A 20,991-nucleotide genomic window follows, 5' to 3' on the forward strand; every position below is an offset into this window, starting at 1 on the left:
ATCGCTCCCCGCTATGTCTGACATGGATTCTTCATCGCTGCTGCCTCTGCCACGGCATCAGCAGCTGCTCGATCTTGCCGACCGCGAAGGTCAGCAGCAGCGCCAGCGCGATGGTCGCGACCAGTGCGGCAAAGACCTTTGGGATGATGTACAGCGAGCCGGCCTTGAAGATGGCGTGCCCGAGCCCCTCGGATGATGACATGAACTCGCCGACGATCGCGCCGATCAGAGCAAAGCCGACGGTCAGCTTCAGGCCGGCGAAGATATCAGCCAGCGACGCCGGGACCACCAGCTTGCGAAAGATCTGGAACTTGGAGGCGCCGAGCGTGCGAAACAGGTTGATCTGATCCGGATCGACGCCCGTCGCGCCCTTGTAGGAGGTTACCAGCGCGACGATGACGACCGACAGGGTCGACATCGCGACCTTCGAGATCAGGCCGGTGCCAAACCAGATGATGATGATGGGCGCCAGAGCAATGATCGGGATCGAGCCGAGCGCGATCACGAACGGCTCGACGACGCGGGAGACGAAGCGCGAATACCACAACGACAGGCCGATCAAGGTGCCGATGCAGTTGCCGACGAAGAAGCCGAGCAGGGTCTCGAGGCCGGTGACATAGGTGTCACGCCACAGGCTGCCGTCATAGGCCATCTGCGACAGGAACTTGAAGATGGCCGACGGCGAGCCGAACATGAAGGCGGCCGCCTTGTTCTGCCCGGTCATGTATTCCCAGAAGGCGAGAAAGGCGGAGAGAACGACCAACTGGGTGACGATCACTGTGAGCGTGCTGCGCAGCCGCGGCCAGCGCCGCCCTTGGGACGTTGCACGCTTAGCTGGGCCGACGGACGTCGGCGTGCCCCCCGAGGAAGCCGGCGCAGCGTCGACATCGGCTGTCATTGCAGCACCACGTCGAGATCGGCCCAGATGCTGCGGACATAGTCGCTGAAGCCGGGCGCCTGCCGGACCGAGATGACATCGTGACGATCGGCGCCGAGCGCGATGTCGTAGACGGCCTTGATCTGCGTCGGCCGCTTCGACAGCACGATCACGCGGTCGGCGAGCGAGACGGCCTCCTCGATGTCGTGGGTGATCAGCAGCAGCGAGCGGCGTCCCTGCCGGACCAGACCGACCGTGTCGTTCTCGATCAGGAGCTTGCTCTGAAAATCCAGCGCCGCGAACGGCTCGTCCAGCAGCAGAACATCGGGATCGTTGACGAGCGTGCGGGCGAGCGCCACGCGCTGCCGCATGCCGCCCGACAACGTCGTTGGATAGTGGTCGGCAAAGCCGTGCAGACCGAGCTGGTCGAGCATGGCCCGGCAGCGGTCCTCGGCCTGACCCGACGGCATGCCGCGGATCTCCAGCCCCAGCATCGTATTGCCGAGCGCGGTCCGCCACGGCAGCAGCAGGTCCTTTTGCAGCATGTAGCCGACGTTCTGCGGTTGGCCCGCGACTTCGCGACCATGCCAGCGGATGCGGCCGGCATCGGGCGCGAGCAGGCCGCACAGCGTATTCAGGAGCGTGGTCTTGCCGCACCCTGAGGGACCGACGATGCTGACGATCTCCCCTTCTCTCAACGTCAGGCTGAGATCGCCGATGACGGGCACGATCCCGCCGCCATCGAGTTCGTAGCTCTTGGCGACATGCTCGACCACGAGCGGCGGCGCGGGCGCTGCGACGCCCGTGCCGGTCTGCGTCTTGAGGCCGGTCTCAATCATTTGAGACTGGCGATCGCCTTCTCCGCGAAGGAATTGTCGATGATCTGGTCGAACGGCACCGAGCCCTTGGCATTGCCGAGATAGACCTGCATCTCCATCAGGTTCGCCCACTGATCCGTCTTGGTGATCACCGATTGCGCCGGAATGAGATATTTCAGCTCGGCATCGATCGCCTTGTCGACGACCTCGCCGGGAAGATCGGGAAATTCCTTGCGCGCGACCTCCTTGGAGAAGGCAGGGTCGGCGTAGGTCTTGCGCGAGGCCTCCTCGAACGAGGTCACCAGCGCCTGCACCATCTCGGGATCCTTCTGGATCGTGGTCGGCAGCACCATGATGCCGGTGTTGCAGAACGGGCCGATATAGTTGGAGAAGTCGAACACCACCTTGGCGCCCTGTGCCTCGGCGGCCGACACGCTCGGCTGATAGGCAATTGCGATGTCGGCCTGCCCCGCCAGCATGGCCGCGATTTCGGTCCCGGGGTTGACCGGCACGATGGTCGCATCGACGCCGACCTTCATGCCCGCCTTCTCCAGCAGGCGCTTGGCGACGCTATAGTTGGTGTTGGGCTCGGGCGATGTCACGATCTTCAGGCCCTTGAAGCCCTTGGGATCGGTGATCGGTTGCAGCGTCTTCGACACGCCGAAGTAATGCGCCCGCTGCACCACGGTGCCGACGACCACACCAGGACCGCCATTCTCGCGCGAGATCTGGGCCATGGTGGCATCACCGATGGCAAAATCAGCGGAGCCGCCGAGCACGGCAGCGAAGGTCTGGGTGTCGCCGCCCGCGGCGCTCACCTGCATGTCCAGGCCGTTCTTCTTGAAGATACCGGCATGCATGCCGACGTAGAGGTTGATGTAGCCGAGATTGTGCACGGCCTCGCTGAAGCGGACCGTCTTCAGGCCGGCTGCTGCGGCCCGACCGCTCCCGAGCAACGCGGGCGCGCCGAGCCCCGCCGCGATTGCCGCTGACGTCGCGAGGAAGCGACGTCGATCGATGGTTGGTCTTGCGCCCGCAGATGCCGAGACACGTTCGCTCATGGTGCAGAACTCCTCCCAGACCGTTGAAATCTGAAAGGAGACTATGGTCGTGACGTGCAGCAGCAAGGCGAAATAACAGACGCGATTTGCGCAAAAGCTGACGACACCGAGCGTGATGAGGCACGCAGCGACGTGCGACGCCTGCGCTCTGCCGAGCAGTTGTCGCCCTGCTGCCGCTTAACGGGTCGCCATGGTCAAACGTGCATCGCAACAGAGGCGATAATGTCAATTTTGCCATTAAGGCCGCACAAAGAAAATGCAGCTCCGCCGCAACTGCATGAGGTGAGATCGGGCCTCTGGCGCGACCTTCCCGAGACGACGATGCATCAACCCTTATATGCAGTCTGCATCCCGTGCACGCTCGACACGTATCCATGCACCGTCATCCGGTGTCACGAATCGAACGCGGCGCCTTGGCCTCCCAGCGGCTTGGTGCCGTCTCGAACATCGCACCCATTCGCAATTGCAGCAACACCGCACTGACTGTCGCGTTTGCGACAAATCATTGATGTTGATAGCTAATGGCATATCGCTTGCAATGCACAATGCGCCTCGCTATTGCAGCGCAGAAATTTCTTGGAGTGCGACATGCTCGGAATTGGAAGTCAGCTGCCTTCGTTCGAAGTCGTCGGTGTGAAGCCCGGTTTTCATCTTCAGGAGGAGAAAGGCGAGAGCGCCTTCGAAACCCTGACCGAAGCCAGCTTTCCCGGCAAATGGAAGATCATCTTTTTCTATCCGAAGGACTTCACGTTCGTCTGCCCGACGGAAATCGCCGAGTTCGCGCGCCTCGGGAAAGACTTCGCCGACCGGGACGCCGTCGTGCTCGGCGGCTCGACCGACAACGAGTTCTGCAAGCTCGCCTGGCGCCGCGACCACAAGGATCTGCACAAGCTCCCAATCTGGCAGTTCGCCGACACCAAGGGCTCGCTGGTTGACGGCCTCGGCGTCCGCTCGCCGGACGGCGTCGCCTATCGCTACACCTTCATCGTCGATCCCGACAACACGATCCAGCACGTCTACGCCACCAACCTCAACGTCGGCCGCGCCCCCAAGGACACGCTGCGTGTCCTCGATGCCCTGCAGACCGACGAGCTCTGCCCGTGCAACCGCGAGGTCGGCGGCGAGACCCTGAAGGTCGCTTGATCATGTCGATCGAGCAGCTCAAGGATCAGATCCCGGACTTCGCCAAGGACGTCAGGCTCAATCTGTCGTCCATGGCGTCCGACGAGACGCTGTCCGTGCAGGCCAAATACGGCCTGCTCGTCGCCTGCGCGATTGCGACTCGCAATCCGACGGTGACGGCGGCTCTCGAATCGGTCGCAGCCGCACATTTGTCGCCTGCGGCTTTGGCGGCGGCGAAGTCGGCCGCCGCGATCATGGCGATGAACAATGTCTACTACCGTTTCGTGCACCTTGCCTCGAACAAGGAGTACGCGACGATGCCGGCCCGGCTGCGGATGAACGTCATCGCCAATCCCGGCGTCGACAAGGCCGATTTCGAGCTGTGGTCGCTGGCGGTGTCGGCCATCAACGGCTGCGGCACCTGCATCGACGCCCACGAGAAGGTTCTGCAGGACGCGGGTGTCAGCACCGCCGCGATCCAGACCGCCGTCCGCTTCGCCGCCATCATCCAGTCGGTTGCCGTCGCGATCGAAGCCGCTGGTGTGACGATCGCCCTGGCGGCTGAGTAGAAAGCGACCCGATATGTGAATGCGGCCGGCATTGTCCGGCCGCATTTCATTTCCGACGATTCACGCATTGGTTGCATGACCAACCGCCGCGCGCGCAACCGCTTGGCCAGCTAAGCCTCTGACTTCGCGGCAAAGTCGAATGGGGTGCGGCATCCCGATACTGCCGACCGACCTGCCGCCTTGAGCAGAGGCAGCCCGAGATCTCGCGCATGGCGAGAATTCATCGATATGGCCAGCCGGGAAATTTCCATCAAATAGCCTTACCTGCTCACGCTTCCCGCCAAGAAACATTGATCAGCTGAGGGCCAAGCAACATCGATTGTGACCAGGGCGCGCGAAAACAGTGGCGCGCGTGTCGGAAGGAAACCGGAACTGTCAGTCTCGACGGCAGCGTTGGCGAAGTCTCTCCGATGGCGCATGATGCGAGCCTCGGTTCGATCACGCGCGCCCGACGCCCTGAAGGTCTCTCCCACGATCCGTTCGTCGGAGACAGGAGGCTAGTGATGAGTGCTCCAGGTCAGAACGATCCGGCCAAGCCGACGCCGCCTTGGGCAAGCGAGGAGCTCCGCAAATATGCGCCGCGCCGACACCAGGCGGACGCCGGCTCAGCGACCCACGACATGTCGGAGGAAGGCGCCCGGCTGCCGCACCATCTGATTGCCCGGCCCAGCTTCCTGCCGGCGCGGCCGGCCGCCGTCGATCTCGACGATGAAGAGGTGCGTCGTGTCTGGAGTGCGAAGCTCGACCCGGTCGTCATGCCGCTGCCGCCGGAAGATTCCGACAAGTCGGCGCGTCTTGGCGGCCTTATCAAGATCGGCGCGGCCGTCGGCATCGCCGCATCCGTTGCCATGATCATCGTCAACATGGTCCCGTTCGACAATGGCGCGGCGGTGCCGGGCGGCAAGAGCCAGATCATGCCGTCGACGGTGCTGGAGAGCCTGGCCCAGATCGACCCGGCGGAAGCCAAGGTCGCCCAGGATGATCCGCCGCAGACCGTCGCTTCGCTCGTGGCACCCAGCAGCATCGATGTGACGACGAGAGCCTGGCCGTCGGCCCCGCCATCTCCCGCACCGGCCGCGGCTGCCCCGCCGGTCGCGAGCCAACCGCCAATGTTGCCGGCCGCACCGTCTCGTCCGACCGTTTCACTGCCCCGAGACGAGGTCGACGGACTCATGAAGCGGGGGCGTGATCTGCTCGCCGCCGGCGACGTCGCAAGCGCGCGCCTGATCCTCACCCGGTTATCCGATGCCGGGATCGCCGACGCGTCTCTCCTGCTCGCGCGTACCTATGACCCGGTCGAGCTGACGAAGTCGCGGCTCCTCGGCGCCGTTCCCGACGCTGCCAAGGCACGCGCCTGGTACCTCAGGGCTGCCGAGCAAGGATCGCCGGAAGCTAGCCGCCGCATCTCCGCAGCGCGCTAATTCATCAGATCGGAACGCACAAACGCGATCCGGACCGCTCTCGCAAGAAGGGGCGGCCGTGCTCGTCTGCGCTCACGAACAAGACATCGAGGGGAGGATTTGATGATGCAGAGCATCGGCGTGGCGGGTGGCACCGGCGGGACCGCCACAGGAAGCCAGGATCATCAGTTGCGGCCTCATCAGATGGTCCGCGCCAGCCGCGCCACGAAGGCCGCCTGCCTTGCCCTGGCTCTGTCCGCTCCGGTCACGCTGGCCGGCGATCGAACGGCGGCCGCAGCCGAGAATGAAATCCGTATCGGCAACACGATGCCCTATAGCGGCCCCGCCCTCGCCTATGGCGTCATCGGCAAGACCATCGCGGCCTATTTCAACAAGGTGAATGCCGAAGGCGGCATCAATGGCCGGCGGATCACCTTCATCTCCTATGACGACGCCTATTCTCCGCAGAAGACGATGGACCTGACGCGCAAGCTCGTCGAGGAGGACAAGGTCCTGCTGACCTTCGCGAGCCTCGGCACCACGACCAACGCCGCGGTCCGACCTTATCTGAACGCCAACAAGGTCCCGCAGCTGTTCGTCGCCTCGGGCTCCTCGATGTGGGACGAACCGCGCGATTTTCCTTGGACGATGGGCTTCCAGCCAAGCTACCAGGCCGAGGCGCACATCTATGCGCAATACCTGCTGGAGACACGGACCCGCGGCAAGATCGCAATCCTCTATCAGGACGACGACTTCGGAAAGGACTACGTCAAGGGCCTGAGGGACGGACTTGGCGGCAAGATCCCGATCGTCGCGGAGGCGGCGTACAAGGTGACGGACGCCAACGTCAACCAGCAGATCGCGGTCCTGAAGGCATCCGGCGCAGACATCTTCTTCGACATCGCCACGCCGAAATTCACCGCGATGGCGATCCGCCGGGCCGCCGAGATCGGCTGGCGGCCCGATCACATCATCTCCACGGTGTCGAAATCCGTCACGTCGCTGATGTCGGCGGCGGAGCTGCAGAGCGCCGAGGGCCTGCTGTCCGCCGGCTATTACCTGGAGGGCGACGACGCCACGACGACGAGCGACCCTGCCTACCGGGCATGGTCGAGCTTCATGGATCGCTACCTGCCGGACGTGTCCAAGAACAATGGGCTCACGATCTACAGCTATCTGGCCGCCAGCACCATGGTCGCGGTGCTGAAGGCCTGCGGCGACGACCTCTCGCGCGACAACGTCATGCGGCAGGCCCGCTCGCTGAAGGGCCTCGTGCTGCCGATGCTGACGCCCGGAATCAACATCAATACCAGCGCCTACGATCATGCCCCACTGGAGCAGATGCAGATGGGACAGTTCACCGGCGGCCGGTGGCAGCGGTTCGGGCCGGTCCGCAGCGGAACCGATCCCGGCAGCGTCAGCGATTCCTTCAAGACCATCTTCCGCTACGGCAACGCCAAGCGCGATCTCGCCAATCAGCTGAACGCCAATACGGTGACGCTGATGACTGGATCGCTCGGCAGTACCTATGCGAACATGGGCGCGGATCTCTCCTCGGTGCTGGATAAGGGAACCGAGCTGCGTGTTCTTCCGGTGATCGGGCGGGGCTCGGTCCAATCGGTCGCCGACATCCTGCTGCTGCGCGGCGTCGACGCGGGCATCATCCGCAAGGACACGCTGGCCTTTCTCGAGCGCAAGGATTTCGCCAACAATGTGCGCGAGCAGCTGGCCTATGTCGCCAAGCTGTTCAACGAAGAGATGCACGTGGTCGCGCCGAAATCGATCACCAGCCTGAGCGACCTCGACGGCAAGACCATCGCGGTCGACCTGCCCGACGGCGGCACCTTCGTCACGTCGATCAACGTGTTCGAGCGTCTGGGGATCAGGCCGCACCTTCTCTACATCGAGCCGCGGCTGGCGCTGGACATGCTGCGCAAAGGCGACATCGACGCCATCATCGCCGTCGAGGGCAAGCCGCTGCAATGGCTGAGCCAAGTCAACGACCCGAACCTGCATCTCGTGCCTGTCGAATACGACAAGGCCCTGCATGACGATTATCTCCCCGCCAAGCTGTCGGCCGAAGACTATCCCAACCTCGTCAGTGCCTCGGCCCCGGTGAATACGATCGCAGCCGAGGCCTTGCTGGCATCGTTCAACTGGCAGCCGGGCAGCGATCGTCATCGCCGCCTGTCGCTACTCGTCGAGGCGTTGTTCAACAACATGCAGGCCCTGCAGCGGCCGCCATTTCATCCGAAATGGCTCGAAGTCGCGCCACTGGCGCCGATCGCCGGCTGGACGCGGTTCAAGACGGCACAGGAATGGCTCGACCGCAATATGCCGGCCCCCCAAGTCATGGGCGCCAACGCCCAGGCGGGCGATCTGCAAGCCAGCAACGCCCCCAACGACCCCAAGCTGTTCCGTGAATTCCTGGAATGGCGCGCCAACCGCCAGAAGCGGCCAGCCGCAGCAAGCCCGAAGCCATGATCAGGCCGTGACCGAGGCACCCGTGATCCTCACCTGCACATCGCAGGGACGGGCAAGATAGGGCGCCGAGGTGACCAACACATCGGCGCCAGCGGCGGCATAGGCCGCGGCGTTCTGCGCGTTGACGCCACCCGCGGCGGCGATGATCGACCGTCTCGGCAGCGTTCTCATGCGTACCGCCAGCGCCTCGATGTCCTCGGGCGGAAACTTCTCCGCCTGAATCACATCGAAGCCCGCGGCAGCGGCAGCGATGGCCTGCTCGACCGACGTCACCTCGATGACGAGCCGCTTCTCCGGAGCGGTACGGCGCAACCGCTCCCCTATATCCGCCAGCGGCGTATCGCCGAGAAACGCGCGATGCTCGGGAAACACGAGAATGGTCTCGGACAGGCCGAGCCGATGCATGACGGCGCCGCCCGCCTTGACTGCGGCAACCGCAAACGACTTCGTGCCCGGCACGTTCTTGCGCGTGCAGGCCACGGCAATGCCGGGCACGACCGCACGCGCCGCGCGCACGATCGCTGCGGCCTCGGTCGCCACGCCCGACCAGATCTCGATCAGCGTCTGCGCCACCTTCCAGCTCCGCAACAGGCCCGCGGCAGCGCCCTGCGCCTGCAGGATCGGAGCGCCCTTCTCCAGCACCGTCCCGCTGGTCGCGTGCAGTTCGACACGGCACCCCGCCAGCTCGATCAGCGCAGCGGCGTCCTCGGCCAACGCCAGCACCATGCGGTCGCGCGCGGCGAACTGCATCAGTCCAGCTTCAGCCCCAATGCCCAGCGCCTCCGTCGTGAGGTCGCCGTAAGGAACATCGTCCCGAAGCAGAGCTTGCAGATCATGACGGGGAGCGGTGGTCAACACGTGCGGCATCTCCTCTTTGTGCCGAGGCCATATTCTCGATATACCTACCGCGCGCTGCCGCACCTCGATGGCCCGGCCGACACGGCCTGGATGTGCTCGGAACGACGGCGGCCGCCCGAGGTCAACGCATGATACCGCCCGATCTTCAAGAGCCGGCTGAGCTCAATCCGCCCCGCCTCGCCGCCATTCTCTATGGGCCGGGCGACGATGCCGATGTGCTGCTGGACGATTTTGTCCAAGGACTGGTGCTGCGAGGGGTCCGCGTCGGCGGCATCGTTCAGCGCAACACCCGAGACGAGATCGGCAGGAAGAGCGGGATGGACGTCATCGACCTCGGCAATGGCGATACGATCTCGATCTGCCAGGACCTCGGCAGCGGCTCGACCGCCTGCAAGCTGGATGCGGCCGGCCTTGCCGAAGCCGGCATGGCCGTTCACCGCGCCATCGCGGCCCATGCCGACCTCATCGTGATCAACAAATTCTCCAAGCAGGAAGCGTCGGGGAGCGGACTGCGCGGCGAGCTGGCCGATGCAATCACATCCGGAATTCCGGTGCTGACCGCCGTGCCGCAGAAATGCATCGAGGATTGGCGCGTCTTCACCGGCGATCTCGGCGCCCTGCTGCCGGCGACCCGCACGGCGATGGATGCATGGTGGCTGACGGTGAGCCCACAGGCGTCGGCCCCGGCTGAGGATCGCAAGACGGCTCATCCATCATCGTGATCGCGTGCTATTTGCCGATCATCACGTCCGATGACTTGATCACGGCTGAGACGGTGTCGCCGACCGCGAGCGCGAGCTCGTCCACGGCCTCGTTGGTGATCGCTGAAAAGACCGTGAGCCCCGGAGCGAGCTCGACCCTGACATGGGCCGTGGTCGCGCCCTTGGATACGGAGATCACCTTCCCCGGCAAGACGTTTCGTGCGCTCAGTTTCACGTGCTGCTCCCATCTGCTGCAGCATCGTTGCTGCAGCAGCATGTAAGCAGAGGAGCGCCCCGAATTCAATGACCTATATCAACTGCGATATAGCATTTGGCGCCGCGATCATGTGTCTTATGACGGTGCGCCATTCCCTCAGCGTCATTCAGCCGAACTTGAACAGAACGCCGTAGCCGCCGCGCGGATAGCTCCACTCGATGTCGCCGCTGGCCTCGCCGATGACGCGGCAGGTGCCGCATTCGATGCAGCCGTCCACCGTGATCTCGACCTGCCCCTTGTCGTTGAGCTCGTAGCAACGCGCCGGGCAAGCCCTCAAGAGTGCCTTCAGCTGCGGCGTCGGCGTCGTATGCGGGCGGACCTTGATATGGGCCCGGCCCGGATCGACCTGATAGCGATTGTAGAACAGCTTGTCTTCGACCCGCACTGCGACATCCGTGCTCATATCTGATCTCCCTTGGCAACCGTTTCGTTCACTCAAGCGATCATCGCCACGCCCGCGCAAAGCGGAACGCGTCGCCGAACAGCCCCGTCCACGACCGCGCGCTGACGAACGAGCGCAGCGTGCTGCTTTCCTTCTCCTTCTTCGGCGTGCCGTCCACGCGCACGAAGTTCTGCATCGCCTTGGAGACGAGCTGCGGATAGGTGAGGAAGAAGTTCTGCGACTGGTTGTGCAGCAGCGCAGGCATGTCCTTGTACTTCTTCAGGTCCTTGATGACGAACGACTCCTCCAGCATCTTCTTGTAGAGCGAGAGGTTCTCCTTGGTCATGGGATCTCGGCGCGACTTGACCTGGAAGATCGCCTCGGCGGCGATCCGACCCGAGGTCATGGCCAGATTCGAACCCTCGCGGTGGATGGCATTGTTGAGCTGGGCGGCGTCGCCGACCACGACCCAGCCATCGCCGCAGAGCTGCGGGATCGCGTTGTAGCCGCCTTCGGGAATGAGATGCGCCGAGTATTCCTTGACCTCGGACCCCTCGATCAGCGGCGCCACCGACGGATGCTGCTTGAAGCGCTCGAGCAGACCATACGGCGTCTCGCCGGTCTTCTGGAAGTCGGAGACGAGACAACCGATGCCGAGCGAGATGCACTCCTTGTTGGAGTAGATGAAGCCCATGCCGGTCATTCCGCGGGAGATCGTGCCGACGGCCTCGATCACCGCGCCCTCATCGCCCTTGAGATTGAAGCGCGCCTCGATCGTCTCGCGCGGCAGGAAGTGCATCTCCTTGACCGCCAGCGCGACGCTCTCCGGCTTCGGCCGCTCACGCAGGCCGGCGCGGGTGCCGAGCAGGCCGTTGACCCCCTCGGCGAGCACGACGACATCGGCATGAATCTCGCCATCGCGCCGGTCGGTCTTGACACCGATCACCTTGCCGTAGGCATCCTGCGCCAGCTCGGTGACCGTGGTTTCACACAGCACGGTCGCGCCGGCTTCCTTGACCTTGGACGAGAACCATTTGTCGAACTGGGCGCGGATGATCGTGTAGCGGTTCGGCTTCTCCTCGTTGAAGTCGTCCGACTTGTAGTGCAGGCCGACATGCGACTTGTCGTCGAGCATCCAGAAGCGTTGCTCGACCAGATGCCGCTCGAGCGGCGCTTCCTCGCGGAAGTCGGGAATGAGCTTCTCCAGCATGTCGGCGTAGAGGATCGCGCCCTGTACGTTTTTCGAGCCGGAATACTCACCGCGCTCGAGTTGCAGCACCTTCATGCCGCGCTTGGCCATGGTCAGCGCAGCCGCATTGCCGGCCATGCCGGCGCCTACGACGATCGCGTCGAAACGTTCCTCGATCATTGCCCTGCTCCCTCTCTGGTGCCTAGCTTGCGATGCGGTCGCGCGAATGCGGCGAAAGACGCGCGCGGAATGCCTCGGTCAACGCCGGCAGCAGCCGGATCGCGTCGGTAACGATGCCGACATGCGCGAAGTCGAAGATCGGCGCGTTCTTGTCGGTGTTGATGGCGACGATCAGGTCGGCGCCCTCGACGCCGACCCGATGCTGGATCGCGCCGGAGATGCCGGCGGCAATATAGAGCTTGGGGCGAATGGTCTTGCCGGTCTGCCCGATCTGGCGATCGGAGGTGACCCAGCCCTTCTGCACCAGCGGTCGCGAGCAGCCGAACTCGGCGCCCAGCACGGCGGCAAGTCCCTTGACGAGTTGGAAGTTCTCCGGCGAGCCGAGCCCCAGCCCACCTGCGACGACGACGTCGGCATAAGCGAGATTGGACTTTGCCGAGTCGCGATCTGGAATGAAGGACAGCACCTTGGTGACGATGTCCTCTTCGACCAGCCCGAGCTTGTGCTCGATCACGCGCGTCGCAGGCTTTTCCACGCGATCCGGCATCGGCATGACGCGCGGGCGCACCGTCGCCATCTGCGGCCGGTAGTTCAACGTGTAGATCGTGCAGAGCAGCGAGCCGCCGAAGGTCGGCCGCGTGGCCGCCAGCGAGCCGTCGGCATCGACATCGAGCTCCGTGCAGTCGGCGGTCAGGCCGGTGAGCAGGGTCGTCGCCACCGAGCCCGCGAGATCGCGGCCGAGCGTGGTGGCACCGAGCAGCAGGATCTCCGGCTTGAACGTGTTGACGACGTCGGTCAACGCCTTCGTATACGCCTCGTTGCGATAATCCGTGAGAACGTCGTCGGACACGATATAAGCGAGATCCGCGCCGTAACAGAACGACTCGGCTGCAGCATGCTGAACGGCTTCCCCGGGCGGGCCGATGACGACGGCCGCGAGGTCGACCTTGAGCTTGTCGGCGAGCTTGCGGCCGGCGCCCATCAGCTCCCACGAGACCGGGTGAACCTGGCCGCGCTCCTGCTCGATGAACACCCAGACGTGCTTGTAGGCCTTGAAATGCTCCGGCAGCTCCTTCTTGGTCGCGGCGCGACCGGCTGCGGCAGGCGGTGCTTTGGTGGGTTCGCTCATGGTCGTCGTTCCCTTGATCCGTCAAAAGCCGTTGGTCAGAAGCCGTGCGCCGATGAGATCAGTTCGGCTTCCAGCTTCGGCTGGCGCTTGAAAAGCTCCTCGATCAGCGCCTCAGCCGGCGGGCGATTGGCGAAATCGACGAAGACAGCCTTCTCAGCGCGCGCCGACGGCGCGAACACGCGCTTGACGATGGTCGGCGAGCCCTTCAGGCCGCACTTGGAGATGTCCTCGACACCGGCGTCCTTGGCGCTCCAGGTCACGATCTGCGCCCGCGCGGCGCGCAGCGCGTCGGCCATGGCGCCGCGGCGGATCTCGTTGGTGGCCTCCAGCATCGTGACAAGACAAGGCAGCCTGGTCTTGAGCACCTGCACGCCGCCTTCCGAGCGGCGCTCGGCTTCGATGGTGCGCGCGGCGGGATCGACCTCGTTGATCTTGGCCACATAGGTCAGTTGCAACAGGCCGAGGCGCTTGGCGATGCCGGGCCCGACCTGCGCGGTGTCGCCGTCGATCGTCTGCTTGCCGGTGAACACGATGTCGGGCGCGCCGAACGTCTCGCTGATCTTGCGGATGGCGGTGGCCAGCGCATAGGTCGTCGCCAGCGTATCGGCACCGGCGAAGAAGCGATCCGTCAGCAGCACGGCGCGATCGGCCCCGTAGGTGAGCGCGCGGCGCAGTGAGTCCTCGGCCGAGGGCGGGCCCATCGTCAGCACGGTCACTTCGCCGCCGAACTTGTCGCGCAGCTGCAGCGCGGCTTCGAGCGCGAACAGGTCGTAGGGATTGATGATGGTGGGCACACCCTGGCGCATGATGGTGTTGGTCACCGGGTGGACGCGGATCTGCGCGGAGTCCGGGACCTGCTTGATGCAGACGACGATATGCATGCGATCACTCCGGTGTTGAGCCTGCGATGAGGACAGCAATTGTCGTACCAGTTTGGATCGCAACGAATATCGATCCGGATTCAATAGGTTGGCGCAGGCGCCTGCGTGGCTGCTCGGGATCGGTGCAGAGGTCCGACACGTCGCAAGCAACACGCGTCGGGAATACGACAGAGGCTGCTCGGCAAGCCAACGGCCTTGAAAGCAGAAGCGCCGCCAGTGGAGCTGGCGGCGCTTGCTGTTGTGGTGATGAGTTCGCCTGCTACTTGAGCGTCGTCAGCGACACGAACGGCTTGGGCGCCGGCTTCGGCGGCGCCACGGCTTCCTTGAGCACCTTGAAGACGCGCTGGTCGAGGGGCGTCGATACCACGAAGTCCTGGTAGGCCTGCTCGAGGAACGATTTGCAGCGCGTCGCGATCTCCTCGTTGGGGACATCCGAGAAGTCCTCGCTGACGAGATACTGCCCCATCCGCCTCAGGATGTGCAGGCGGCAGACGTTCAGCACTTTCGGATCATAGTCGACGCCGAGCAGCTTGAAGAACTCCTCTGCCGCTGACGTCTGCTTCAGTTGCTCGAGCACATTCAGTGTTGCCGCAGTCATTGCTTCGCTCCTTGAGTCAAAGTCGGGTCAACTTCGCATCCGTTGATCGGCGCCGGTGGCGGTGGTCCCTGGCGCACCTTCTGCCGGACATGCGCGAGCTGCGCTTCGAGGAACTCGATGCGGTCGAGCATCACCGACAGCGCCTCGCCGACCGGATCGGGCATCAGGTGATGATCGAGATCGATGCGTCCGACCGTGCGACGGTGCGTGAACTCCGGCCGCACGACCTTGGCTGGAATGCCGACCACGGTGACATCCGGCGGCGTGCTCTGGATGACGACGGAGTTGGCGCCCACGCGCGTGCGCGGACCGATCGTGATCGGTCCGAGAATCTTGGCGCCGGCACCGACGACGACGCCGTTCTCCAAGGTCGGATGGCGCTTGCCCGGCGACCACGACGTGCCGCCCAGCGTGACGCCGTGATACAGCGTGACATCGTCGCCGACCTCGGCGGTCTCGCCGATCACGACACAGGCGCCGTGGTCGATGAAGAAGCGGCGGCCGATCTGCGCGCCCGGATGGATGTCGACATTGGACAGGAAGCGTCCGAGCCACGACAGCAGCCGCGCCGGAAACCGCCAGCCGCTGATCCAGAAGCGATGCGCGAGGCGATGCCAGATCAGCGCGTGGATGCCGGGATAGGTCAAAAGGGTCTCGATCTCGCTGCGCGCCGCCGGATCGCGCGAGCGGACGCAGCCGATGTCCTCGCGGATCAGCCGGAACAGCGAGGGCGGGCTGGCTTCGGCGGCGACAGGCTTGGCGATCGGGTTGTCCACGATATCGGTCATGCTCAGGCAAAGCTCGCGTGCGGGTGATCACAGACTTCGCGCCAGATGGCGGCAACGGCTTCCTTCGGCACCGGCCCCTTGTGCGCGACCGCATGCTTGCGCACGCGCGCGAGGATACGTTGCGCCTGGTCGGCGCTTGCCGGCAGGCGCAGATCCGACAGCAGCGAGGTGATCGCCGAGAGACCTGAATGCTTGCCGATCACGATCCGGTTGGAACGGCCGAACAGCATCGGATCGAGCGCCTGATAGGTGCGCTGGTCCTTGAGCAGACCGTCAACGTGAATTCCCGACTCGTGGGTAAAGACGTGCTCGCCGACGATCGCCTTGTTGAGCGGAATCGCGCGTGCCGCGGCGGCGGCCACGACATTGGCGACTTGATCGAGCTCGGCCAGCACGATGCCGGTCTCGCGGCCGTAGAGCTGCCGCAGCGCGACGGCGACCTCCTCCAGCGGTGCATTACCGGCACGTTCGCCGAGCCCGATCACCGTGACGGATGCGTGCGTCGCGCCCGCCTTGACCGCGGCCAGCGTGTTGGCGGTGGCGAGACCAAGATCGTCATGACCGTGAAATTCGATCTCCAGGTCGGTCGTCGCGCGCAAGGCTCCGACCAGCGCCGAGGTCGCATCTGGATCGAGCACGCTCAGCGTATCGGCGACACGGAAACGGCGCGCACCGAGCGCCTTTGCGGTCGCGATCACTTCGGTAAGAAAGCCGACATCCGCGCGCGACGAGTCCTCGCCGCCGACGGCGACCGCCAATCCTCGGCTCCTGGCATAACCCACGACGCGCTTGAGCAGCTCCAGCGCAGCACTCCGGCCGCCGCCGAGCTTGGCGGCGATCTGCACGTCCGATGTCGGGATGGAGACATTCACCATCGAAACGCCCGCGGCGATCGCGGCATCGACGTCGGCCTCGCGCATCCGGCACCAGCCGATGATGGTCGCCGGCAGGCCGGCCTCGACGATCGCGCGGATGGCGGCAATCTCGTCGGGGCCCATGGCCGGGGTGCCGGCCTCGATCTCGGGAACGCCGGCCCGCGCAAGCGCGCGGGCGATCGCGACCTTCTCGGTGAGGGCGAAGGCGACGCCCGGAGCCTGCTCGCCATCGCGGAGCGTGGTGTCGTTCAAGATGACCCGGGGCATCGGGCTCCCCGAGACGGTGCTCCCAAGAGTGGAGCCGGCATCCCGGACATTCCTGCTGCTAGTCTTGGGCCCGCGCGGTCCGAGGACGTCAGGCATTCACTTGCTCCGTCGCAACCTGTGTCGACCGCCAGAGCTCGACGCTCGCCACGGCCTGCCTGTCACTCAGCAACGGCCATGCCAGGGCCGGACATCACCCTACTCGCTTGAATATGCGTGGGTTTTCCGAACGACCGAGATTGTCGGTTTTGTAACAGGGTCGGAAATCGGACGTGCCGGAGATGGAAAGACTTGCGGCCGACGCGGCGGCCCGCGCCTTAGCCGTGGCGTCTGCGACGCAGGTGGATGACGACGTCGACGCGTTCCATGGCGTAGCCCGGCAGCGGCTCGGGCAGTCGATCGAACGCCACGATGTCGGGTACATCGACGAGTTCGCCCTCATCCTCGTAGAAGAAGTGCGGATGCACCGTGGTGTTGGTGTCGAAGAACGATCGGGAGCCGTCGACGCCGATCTGACGCAGCAGGCCCAGCTCGACGAACTGATTGAGCGTATTGTAGATGGTCGCCTGCGAGATCTTCATGCCGGTGGCGACCGCCTCGGCATACAGCACGTCGGCGGTGATGTGGCGGTCGCCGTTGCCGAACAGGATGCGGCTGAGCTGCTGGCGCTGCTGGGTCGGGCGCAAGCCGGCCAGCCTCAGCGCGTCCTCGCAGCGGCGCATCAGGATCTCACCAGCCTCGCAGGTCTCGGCTTCGGGGCAACGTCCATGCTCGGAGTTGCACGGAGATCCAAGCTGGGGGTCCATCAACATCGTCGCAGTCCTTGTACTCACATTGCGGCGGTGGCCGCCTCCTGCAGCGCCACCTCGCGGCGCCGTTCCGCCATCCGGCTCTCGCCGCTCTCCTCGCCAAAGCAGAGCGCGAAGTCGTTGCACTGGGTGCAGACCGGCGTCGTGCACATCACGAAGCCGTCGTCCTCGCACAGCATGCGGTAGAAGAAGCGCTTCCAGCGCATGTTGCGGGTGTTCCGGCTGGCCAGCGGACCGAAATGGCGCATCAGCAGCCGCGACAATTCGGACCGCTCGCGCAGGCCGAGGTCTTCCCAGAGATGGTTCGGCTCCATCGCGCGCCGCGCGACCATCGCCGCGAGCCAGCGGCTGACGTCGCCATCGGTCGAGCGCTGCGCCGTCAGCAGATCGCGCACCATCGCGATCTCGTCGTCGTCGGGGGCTGGAGCTGCGCCGTTGGTCGGCAGCCAGGTTGAATCGATCGCCGCGGCGGGAAACAACTGCGCCAGCAGCGCAATCAGCTCGACGGTCGAAAGCCCTGCGCGCTCAGCGAGCGCGCCATGCTCCATCGCCGACACTGCCAGGATCGATGCGATCACGTGGCGGTCGAAGTTGAAGTCGTCGTCGATCACCGCCTCGGCTGGGTCGTTGCCTGTCAGCAGGCGGTAGATCTGCCGGCCATGATGCCGCTTGTCGTCCTCGAAGGCGAGCGGTGCTTGCAGGTTCACCGCGGCGGCATGCGACGTATCGACGATTGCGATGGTCATGGCGCGATCTCCTATCGAGGCCGATGAGAGTTCGAAGAAGAGGTACCGGCCTTCCGACGGGAGGAAGGCCGGTACCAAGACTGCTTAAGCCGTTGCGGCGAGTTCGGCGGCAGTCTTTCCGATCTGGCTCTCGTCGACCGCCTTCATGATGCCGTGCTCCATCAGCATGTCCTCGAGCTCGTCCATCGTGATCGGAGTCGGGATGATGCCCTTGCCGGCATTGCCGTGGATCTTGGTCGCCAGGTTACGGTAGTGGTTGGCCTGGACCGACTCCGGCGCATATTCCAGCACGGTCATGCGGCGCAGCTCGGCGTGCTGCACGATGTTGTCGCGCGGCACGAAGTAGATCAGCTGGGTGCCGAGCTTCTTGGCGAGAGCCTCAGCCAGCTCCAGCTCCTTGTCGGTCTGGCGCTCGTTGCAGACCAGGCCGCCCAGGCGCACGCCGCCGGAGTTCGCATACTTCAGAATGCCCTTGGAGATGTTGTTGGCGGCATACATCGCCATCATCTCGCCGGACATCACGATGTAGATCTCCTGCGCCTTGTTCTCGCGGATCGGCATCGCGAAGCCGCCGCAGACCACGTCGCCGAGCACGTCGTAGGACACGTAGTCGATGTCCTCATAGGCGCCGTTCTCTTCCAGGAAGTTGATCGAGGTGATGACGCCGCGGCCAGCGCAGCCGACGCCCGGCTCCGGACCGCCGGACTCGACGCAGCGGATGTCGCGATAGCCGACCTTCATGACCTCTTCGATCTCGAGGTCCTCGACGCTGCCGGCGGCAGCGGCCAGGCTCAGGATGGTGTCCTGCGCCTTGGCGTGCAGGATCAGGCGGGTGGAATCCGCCTTGGGGTCGCAGCCGACGATCAGGATCCGATGACCCATCTCGGCCAGCGCGGCCAGGGTGTTTTGCGACGTCGTCGACTTGCCGATGCCGCCCTTGCCGTAGAATGCGATTTGTCGCAGCGATGACATTCTGCTCTCCATCAACCGATTGCTATAGCCGCGCCCGCTTGCAGCGGAGCGTGACCGCGTCCTCTCATGTGTCCGAACCGGCAGACGGGTTATTGGGAAGGAGAGCATCGCTCGTCCGAAGCGTCGGCGTGCACTCAGCCCTCAACCATTGCCTGAACGGAGTTTTGCAACGGCTGTGCCAGCGCCCGGGGCGAACGAAAAAGGTCATGTTTTGAACGAGATGAAGCGCAATCCGCTGGTCGCAGCGGCTTGTTGCAAACCCGACATCGGAACGCTTCGCAAGATGTGATGGTGCGCCGCACTGTCCGAAACGACACAACAAACGCAGGCTTTCAGCGGCGAAAAGCCCGGAACGACTCTTGCTAGATGCTCCCCTGCAGCCTTGCGGCCAAGGATCTTGCGAAGATTTGAGGAGGATGCTGATGCAGATCGGAGTTGAAACGGCGAAAGCGGTGGACCAGCGGCGCGTGTTCGTGATCGATGACGACGAGATTACGCGCGCCGCCCTGCAGTTCATGCTGCACGATGAGATCGAGACCCACGAGCTGGCGACACCGGAAGAGGCCTATGAGAAGGGCGTCGACTGGCTGGCGCCGAACGTGGTGCTGCTCGGGGTCTCCTTTCTCAAGCAGCGCGGGCCTGAGCTGGTGCGCGAGATCGCCGCCAAATTCAAAGGCGTTCGGATCCTGATCGTGACGGCGAAGGCGGACGAGGCGATCGCGATCGAAGGGCTCAAGGCGGGCGCGCATGGCGCGGTGGTCAAGCCGCTCACCATCGAGTCGGTGCGCAAGAAGGTCGACACCATTCTCGGCCGCGCCGGTGGCGCGCAGCTGGTCCAGCTCGGCGGGCTCTGACGTGACCACCGTCGTGTTCTACGAGAAGCCGGGCTGCGGCACCAATGCCCGGCAGAAGCTGATGCTGACGCGCGCCGGCCATGAGGTCGAAGCCAGGAATCTCCTGACCGAACCTTGGACCGGCGAGCGGCTGCGTGCCTACTTCGCCGGAACGCCGGTGTGGTCCTGGTTCAACCCGGCCTCGCCTCGCGTCAAGGCAGGCGAGATCGAGCCGGAGGCGATCGAAGCCGTCGCCGCGATCGATCTGATGCTCGAGGACCCGCTGCTGATCCGCCGGCCACTGATCGAAGCCGACGGCTTGCGCTGCGCCGGCTTCGATCGCGAGCCGGTGCTGTCGCTGCTCCAGCGCGAGGATGACCTCGACGACGTCCGGGGCTGCACGCGGCCCGAGGCATCGCCCTGCCCGGAGCCGCGCTGAGCGGCTCCGGTCAAGACGTCAGCGCTTCAGCACCATCACCAGACGGTCGACGCGCTTGCCCTGCTTGAAGTGGGATTCGACGATCTCGTCGATATCTTCGGGCTTGGTCGGCCGATACCAGATGCCATCGGGATAGACCACCATCATCGGACCGGCGCTGCAAAAGCCGAAGCAGCCGGCGGCGGTGACGCCGACATCCGTCAGCCGCTGCGCCTCGATCGTCTTGGTCAACCGGTCCCACAGCGGCTGGACACCGAGCGCGCCGCAGCTGCCGCGCGGATGACCGGGCGGACGCTGCGTCAGGCAGACGAAGGCGTGGTGCTTGTAGAGCTGCGGAATCTCGAAATCGTCATCCGCCTCGACGACGCTGCCATCGCTCATGATGCGGCCGCCTTGATGCCCTTGTCGGCCAGCATGGTCGCGAGTTCGCCGGCCTGGAACATCTCGCGCACGATGTCGCAGCCGCCGACGAACTCACCCTTCACGTAGAGCTGGGGAATGGTCGGCCAGTTGGAGAACTCCTTGATGCCCTCTCGGATGAAGGGATCGGCCAGCACGTTGACGCTCTCATAGGGGACGTCGAGCTTGGCCAGGATCTGCGCCACCGCGGCGGAGAAGCCGCATTGCGGCGCCGCCGGCACGCCCTTCATGAAGAGAACGATGTCATTGCTGTCGATCAGCTTCTGAATGCGTTCGGATGTCGACATTGTATTGTCCTTTCGTCCCTGGAGGTGTCGCG

Annotated in this window: 24 protein-coding genes; 7 read left to right on the plus strand and 17 right to left on the minus strand. The window is 64.5% G+C overall.

The features are described 5' to 3' along the window. Positions 1–31 precede the first annotated feature (31 nt). From QXZ94_RS16485 to QXZ94_RS16495, 3 genes are read right to left on the minus strand one after another with little or no spacing between them, the layout of a single operon-like run. Positions 32–898, minus strand: a complete 867-nt coding sequence (locus QXZ94_RS16485; RefSeq protein WP_315721293.1) for an ABC transporter permease — start codon at positions 896–898, stop codon at positions 32–34. Then, positions 895–1,716 carry an ABC transporter ATP-binding protein gene (locus tag QXZ94_RS16490; protein ID WP_315721294.1) on the minus strand — a complete coding sequence of 274 codons (822 nt, stop codon included), beginning with the start codon at positions 1,714–1,716 and terminating at the stop codon, positions 895–897. Before QXZ94_RS16490 ends, QXZ94_RS16485 begins: the two co-directional genes overlap by 4 nt. Beyond that, entirely contained in the window at positions 1,713–2,756 is a 1,044-nt protein-coding gene (locus tag QXZ94_RS16495) for an ABC transporter substrate-binding protein (RefSeq protein WP_315721295.1), read from the minus strand. Before QXZ94_RS16495 ends, QXZ94_RS16490 begins: the two co-directional genes overlap by 4 nt. A gap of 588 nt (positions 2,757–3,344) precedes the next feature. Between QXZ94_RS16495 and QXZ94_RS16500 the strand changes: the two genes are divergently transcribed. From QXZ94_RS16500 to QXZ94_RS16515, 4 genes are all read left to right on the plus strand, one after another. Then, complete coding sequence (locus tag QXZ94_RS16500) at positions 3,345–3,899, plus strand: peroxiredoxin (protein WP_172132846.1); 555 nt, start codon at positions 3,345–3,347, stop codon at positions 3,897–3,899. A gap of 2 nt (positions 3,900–3,901) precedes the next feature. After that, positions 3,902–4,447: a carboxymuconolactone decarboxylase family protein gene (locus QXZ94_RS16505; protein WP_315721296.1), complete on the plus strand. Its 546-nt coding sequence runs from the start codon at positions 3,902–3,904 to the stop codon at positions 4,445–4,447. A 503-nt stretch (positions 4,448–4,950) separates the two neighbouring features. Beyond that, positions 4,951–5,868, plus strand: a complete 918-nt coding sequence (locus tag QXZ94_RS16510; RefSeq protein WP_315721297.1) for a sel1 repeat family protein — start codon at positions 4,951–4,953, stop codon at positions 5,866–5,868. Positions 5,869–5,970: 102 nt separating this feature from the next. Then, complete coding sequence (locus QXZ94_RS16515; RefSeq protein ID WP_409998752.1) at positions 5,971–8,331, plus strand: ABC transporter substrate-binding protein; 2,361 nt, start codon at positions 5,971–5,973, stop codon at positions 8,329–8,331. On the opposite strand, the gene modD is transcribed toward QXZ94_RS16515, so the two are convergent. Beyond that, positions 8,332–9,198, minus strand: a complete 867-nt coding sequence (gene modD, locus QXZ94_RS16520) for a ModD protein (protein ID WP_315726313.1) — start codon at positions 9,196–9,198, stop codon at positions 8,332–8,334. Positions 9,199–9,317: 119 nt separating this feature from the next. On the opposite strand from modD, the gene QXZ94_RS16525 reads away from it, so the two are divergent. Beyond that, on the plus strand, positions 9,318–9,911 hold the full coding sequence (locus QXZ94_RS16525; RefSeq protein ID WP_172132844.1) for a DUF2478 domain-containing protein: 594 nt from the start codon (positions 9,318–9,320) through the stop codon (positions 9,909–9,911). A 7-nt stretch (positions 9,912–9,918) separates the two neighbouring features. Here the strand turns inward: QXZ94_RS16525 and QXZ94_RS16530 are convergent, their stop codons facing one another. From QXZ94_RS16530 to nifH, 11 genes are all read right to left on the minus strand, one after another. Further along, on the minus strand, positions 9,919–10,125 hold the full coding sequence (locus QXZ94_RS16530) for a molybdopterin-binding protein (protein WP_172112537.1): 207 nt from the start codon (positions 10,123–10,125) through the stop codon (positions 9,919–9,921). A 148-nt stretch (positions 10,126–10,273) separates the two neighbouring features. Then, positions 10,274–10,570: a ferredoxin family protein gene (locus QXZ94_RS16535; protein WP_315721298.1), complete on the minus strand. Its 297-nt coding sequence runs from the start codon at positions 10,568–10,570 to the stop codon at positions 10,274–10,276. A 40-nt stretch (positions 10,571–10,610) separates the two neighbouring features. Then, entirely contained in the window at positions 10,611–11,918 is a 1,308-nt protein-coding gene (locus QXZ94_RS16540) for an FAD-dependent monooxygenase (protein ID WP_315721299.1), read from the minus strand. A gap of 22 nt (positions 11,919–11,940) precedes the next feature. Further along, on the minus strand, positions 11,941–13,047 hold the full coding sequence (locus tag QXZ94_RS16545; RefSeq protein WP_172132843.1) for an electron transfer flavoprotein subunit alpha/FixB family protein: 1,107 nt from the start codon (positions 13,045–13,047) through the stop codon (positions 11,941–11,943). 35 nt (positions 13,048–13,082) lie between these two features. Then, the gene (locus QXZ94_RS16550; RefSeq protein WP_315721300.1) at positions 13,083–13,928 is read right to left on the minus strand and encodes an electron transfer flavoprotein subunit beta/FixA family protein; all 846 of its coding nucleotides are present in this window, start codon (positions 13,926–13,928) and stop codon (positions 13,083–13,085) included. A gap of 259 nt (positions 13,929–14,187) precedes the next feature. Beyond that, positions 14,188–14,526 carry a nitrogenase stabilizing/protective protein NifW gene (gene nifW / locus QXZ94_RS16555; protein ID WP_315721301.1) on the minus strand — a complete coding sequence of 113 codons (339 nt, stop codon included), beginning with the start codon at positions 14,524–14,526 and terminating at the stop codon, positions 14,188–14,190. Then, the gene (cysE, locus tag QXZ94_RS16560; protein ID WP_315721302.1) at positions 14,523–15,314 is read right to left on the minus strand and encodes a serine O-acetyltransferase; all 792 of its coding nucleotides are present in this window, start codon (positions 15,312–15,314) and stop codon (positions 14,523–14,525) included. Before cysE ends, nifW begins: the two co-directional genes overlap by 4 nt. 2 nt (positions 15,315–15,316) lie before the next feature. Then, positions 15,317–16,456: a homocitrate synthase gene (gene nifV, locus QXZ94_RS16565; RefSeq protein WP_315721303.1), complete on the minus strand. Its 1,140-nt coding sequence runs from the start codon at positions 16,454–16,456 to the stop codon at positions 15,317–15,319. Positions 16,457–16,770: 314 nt separating this feature from the next. Continuing rightward, entirely contained in the window at positions 16,771–17,265 is a 495-nt protein-coding gene (gene irrA, locus QXZ94_RS16570) for an iron response transcriptional regulator IrrA (protein ID WP_315721304.1), read from the minus strand. A 17-nt stretch (positions 17,266–17,282) separates the two neighbouring features. Beyond that, complete coding sequence (locus QXZ94_RS16575) at positions 17,283–18,008, minus strand: nitrogen fixation protein NifQ (protein WP_315721305.1); 726 nt, start codon at positions 18,006–18,008, stop codon at positions 17,283–17,285. 84 nt (positions 18,009–18,092) lie between these two features. Next, a complete protein-coding gene (gene nifH / locus QXZ94_RS16580) occupies positions 18,093–18,980 on the minus strand; it encodes a nitrogenase iron protein (protein ID WP_006609655.1) in 888 nt (295 codons plus the stop codon). Positions 18,981–19,402: 422 nt separating this feature from the next. On the opposite strand from nifH, the gene QXZ94_RS16585 reads away from it, so the two are divergent. Beyond that, positions 19,403–19,834 carry a response regulator transcription factor gene (locus tag QXZ94_RS16585; protein WP_041756928.1) on the plus strand — a complete coding sequence of 144 codons (432 nt, stop codon included), beginning with the start codon at positions 19,403–19,405 and terminating at the stop codon, positions 19,832–19,834. 1 nt (position 19,835) lies between these two features. Further along, a complete protein-coding gene (locus QXZ94_RS16590) occupies positions 19,836–20,252 on the plus strand; it encodes an ArsC/Spx/MgsR family protein (RefSeq protein ID WP_315721306.1) in 417 nt (138 codons plus the stop codon). Positions 20,253–20,270: 18 nt separating this feature from the next. Here the strand turns inward: QXZ94_RS16590 and QXZ94_RS16595 are convergent, their stop codons facing one another. Together QXZ94_RS16595 and grxD are read right to left on the minus strand one after the other, a co-directional pair. Continuing rightward, complete coding sequence (locus QXZ94_RS16595) at positions 20,271–20,633, minus strand: (2Fe-2S) ferredoxin domain-containing protein (RefSeq protein WP_315721307.1); 363 nt, start codon at positions 20,631–20,633, stop codon at positions 20,271–20,273. Further along, entirely contained in the window at positions 20,630–20,959 is a 330-nt protein-coding gene (grxD, locus tag QXZ94_RS16600; RefSeq protein WP_315721308.1) for a Grx4 family monothiol glutaredoxin, read from the minus strand. The genes QXZ94_RS16595 and grxD overlap by 4 nt, the downstream gene beginning before the upstream one ends. Positions 20,960–20,991 lie beyond the last annotated feature (32 nt).

Origin of the sequence: Bradyrhizobium sp. SZCCHNS2022 (genome assembly GCF_032377575.1) — a bacterium.
GTDB lineage: Bacteria > Pseudomonadota > Alphaproteobacteria > Rhizobiales > Xanthobacteraceae > Bradyrhizobium > Bradyrhizobium aeschynomenes.

Coding starts and splice junctions, on each gene's coding strand:
- QXZ94_RS16490 (WP_315721294.1), bottom strand. CDS start 1,716: ATGATTGAGACCGGCCTCAAGACGCAGACCGGCACGGGCGTCGCAGCG.
- QXZ94_RS16575 (WP_315721305.1), bottom strand. CDS start 18,008: ATGACCATCGCAATCGTCGATACGTCGCATGCCGCCGCGGTGAACCTG.
- nifV (WP_315721303.1), bottom strand. CDS start 16,456: ATGCCCCGGGTCATCTTGAACGACACCACGCTCCGCGATGGCGAGCAG.
- irrA (WP_315721304.1), bottom strand. CDS start 17,265: ATGTTGATGGACCCCCAGCTTGGATCTCCGTGCAACTCCGAGCATGGA.
- QXZ94_RS16515 (WP_409998752.1), top strand. CDS start 5,971: ATGATGCAGAGCATCGGCGTGGCGGGTGGCACCGGCGGGACCGCCACA.
- QXZ94_RS16585 (WP_041756928.1), top strand. CDS start 19,403: ATGCAGATCGGAGTTGAAACGGCGAAAGCGGTGGACCAGCGGCGCGTG.
- QXZ94_RS16510 (WP_315721297.1), top strand. CDS start 4,951: ATGAGTGCTCCAGGTCAGAACGATCCGGCCAAGCCGACGCCGCCTTGG.
- nifH (WP_006609655.1), bottom strand. CDS start 18,980: ATGTCATCGCTGCGACAAATCGCATTCTACGGCAAGGGCGGCATCGGC.
- cysE (WP_315721302.1), bottom strand. CDS start 15,314: ATGACCGATATCGTGGACAACCCGATCGCCAAGCCTGTCGCCGCCGAA.
- QXZ94_RS16540 (WP_315721299.1), bottom strand. CDS start 11,918: ATGATCGAGGAACGTTTCGACGCGATCGTCGTAGGCGCCGGCATGGCC.
- QXZ94_RS16545 (WP_172132843.1), bottom strand. CDS start 13,047: ATGAGCGAACCCACCAAAGCACCGCCTGCCGCAGCCGGTCGCGCCGCG.
- QXZ94_RS16500 (WP_172132846.1), top strand. CDS start 3,345: ATGCTCGGAATTGGAAGTCAGCTGCCTTCGTTCGAAGTCGTCGGTGTG.
- QXZ94_RS16595 (WP_315721307.1), bottom strand. CDS start 20,633: ATGAGCGATGGCAGCGTCGTCGAGGCGGATGACGATTTCGAGATTCCG.
- QXZ94_RS16485 (WP_315721293.1), bottom strand. CDS start 898: ATGACAGCCGATGTCGACGCTGCGCCGGCTTCCTCGGGGGGCACGCCG.
- QXZ94_RS16495 (WP_315721295.1), bottom strand. CDS start 2,756: ATGAGCGAACGTGTCTCGGCATCTGCGGGCGCAAGACCAACCATCGAT.
- QXZ94_RS16550 (WP_315721300.1), bottom strand. CDS start 13,928: ATGCATATCGTCGTCTGCATCAAGCAGGTCCCGGACTCCGCGCAGATC.
- QXZ94_RS16525 (WP_172132844.1), top strand. CDS start 9,318: ATGATACCGCCCGATCTTCAAGAGCCGGCTGAGCTCAATCCGCCCCGC.
- nifW (WP_315721301.1), bottom strand. CDS start 14,526: ATGACTGCGGCAACACTGAATGTGCTCGAGCAACTGAAGCAGACGTCA.
- modD (WP_315726313.1), bottom strand. CDS start 9,198: ATGCCGCACGTGTTGACCACCGCTCCCCGTCATGATCTGCAAGCTCTG.
- grxD (WP_315721308.1), bottom strand. CDS start 20,959: ATGTCGACATCCGAACGCATTCAGAAGCTGATCGACAGCAATGACATC.
- QXZ94_RS16535 (WP_315721298.1), bottom strand. CDS start 10,570: ATGAGCACGGATGTCGCAGTGCGGGTCGAAGACAAGCTGTTCTACAAT.
- QXZ94_RS16505 (WP_315721296.1), top strand. CDS start 3,902: ATGTCGATCGAGCAGCTCAAGGATCAGATCCCGGACTTCGCCAAGGAC.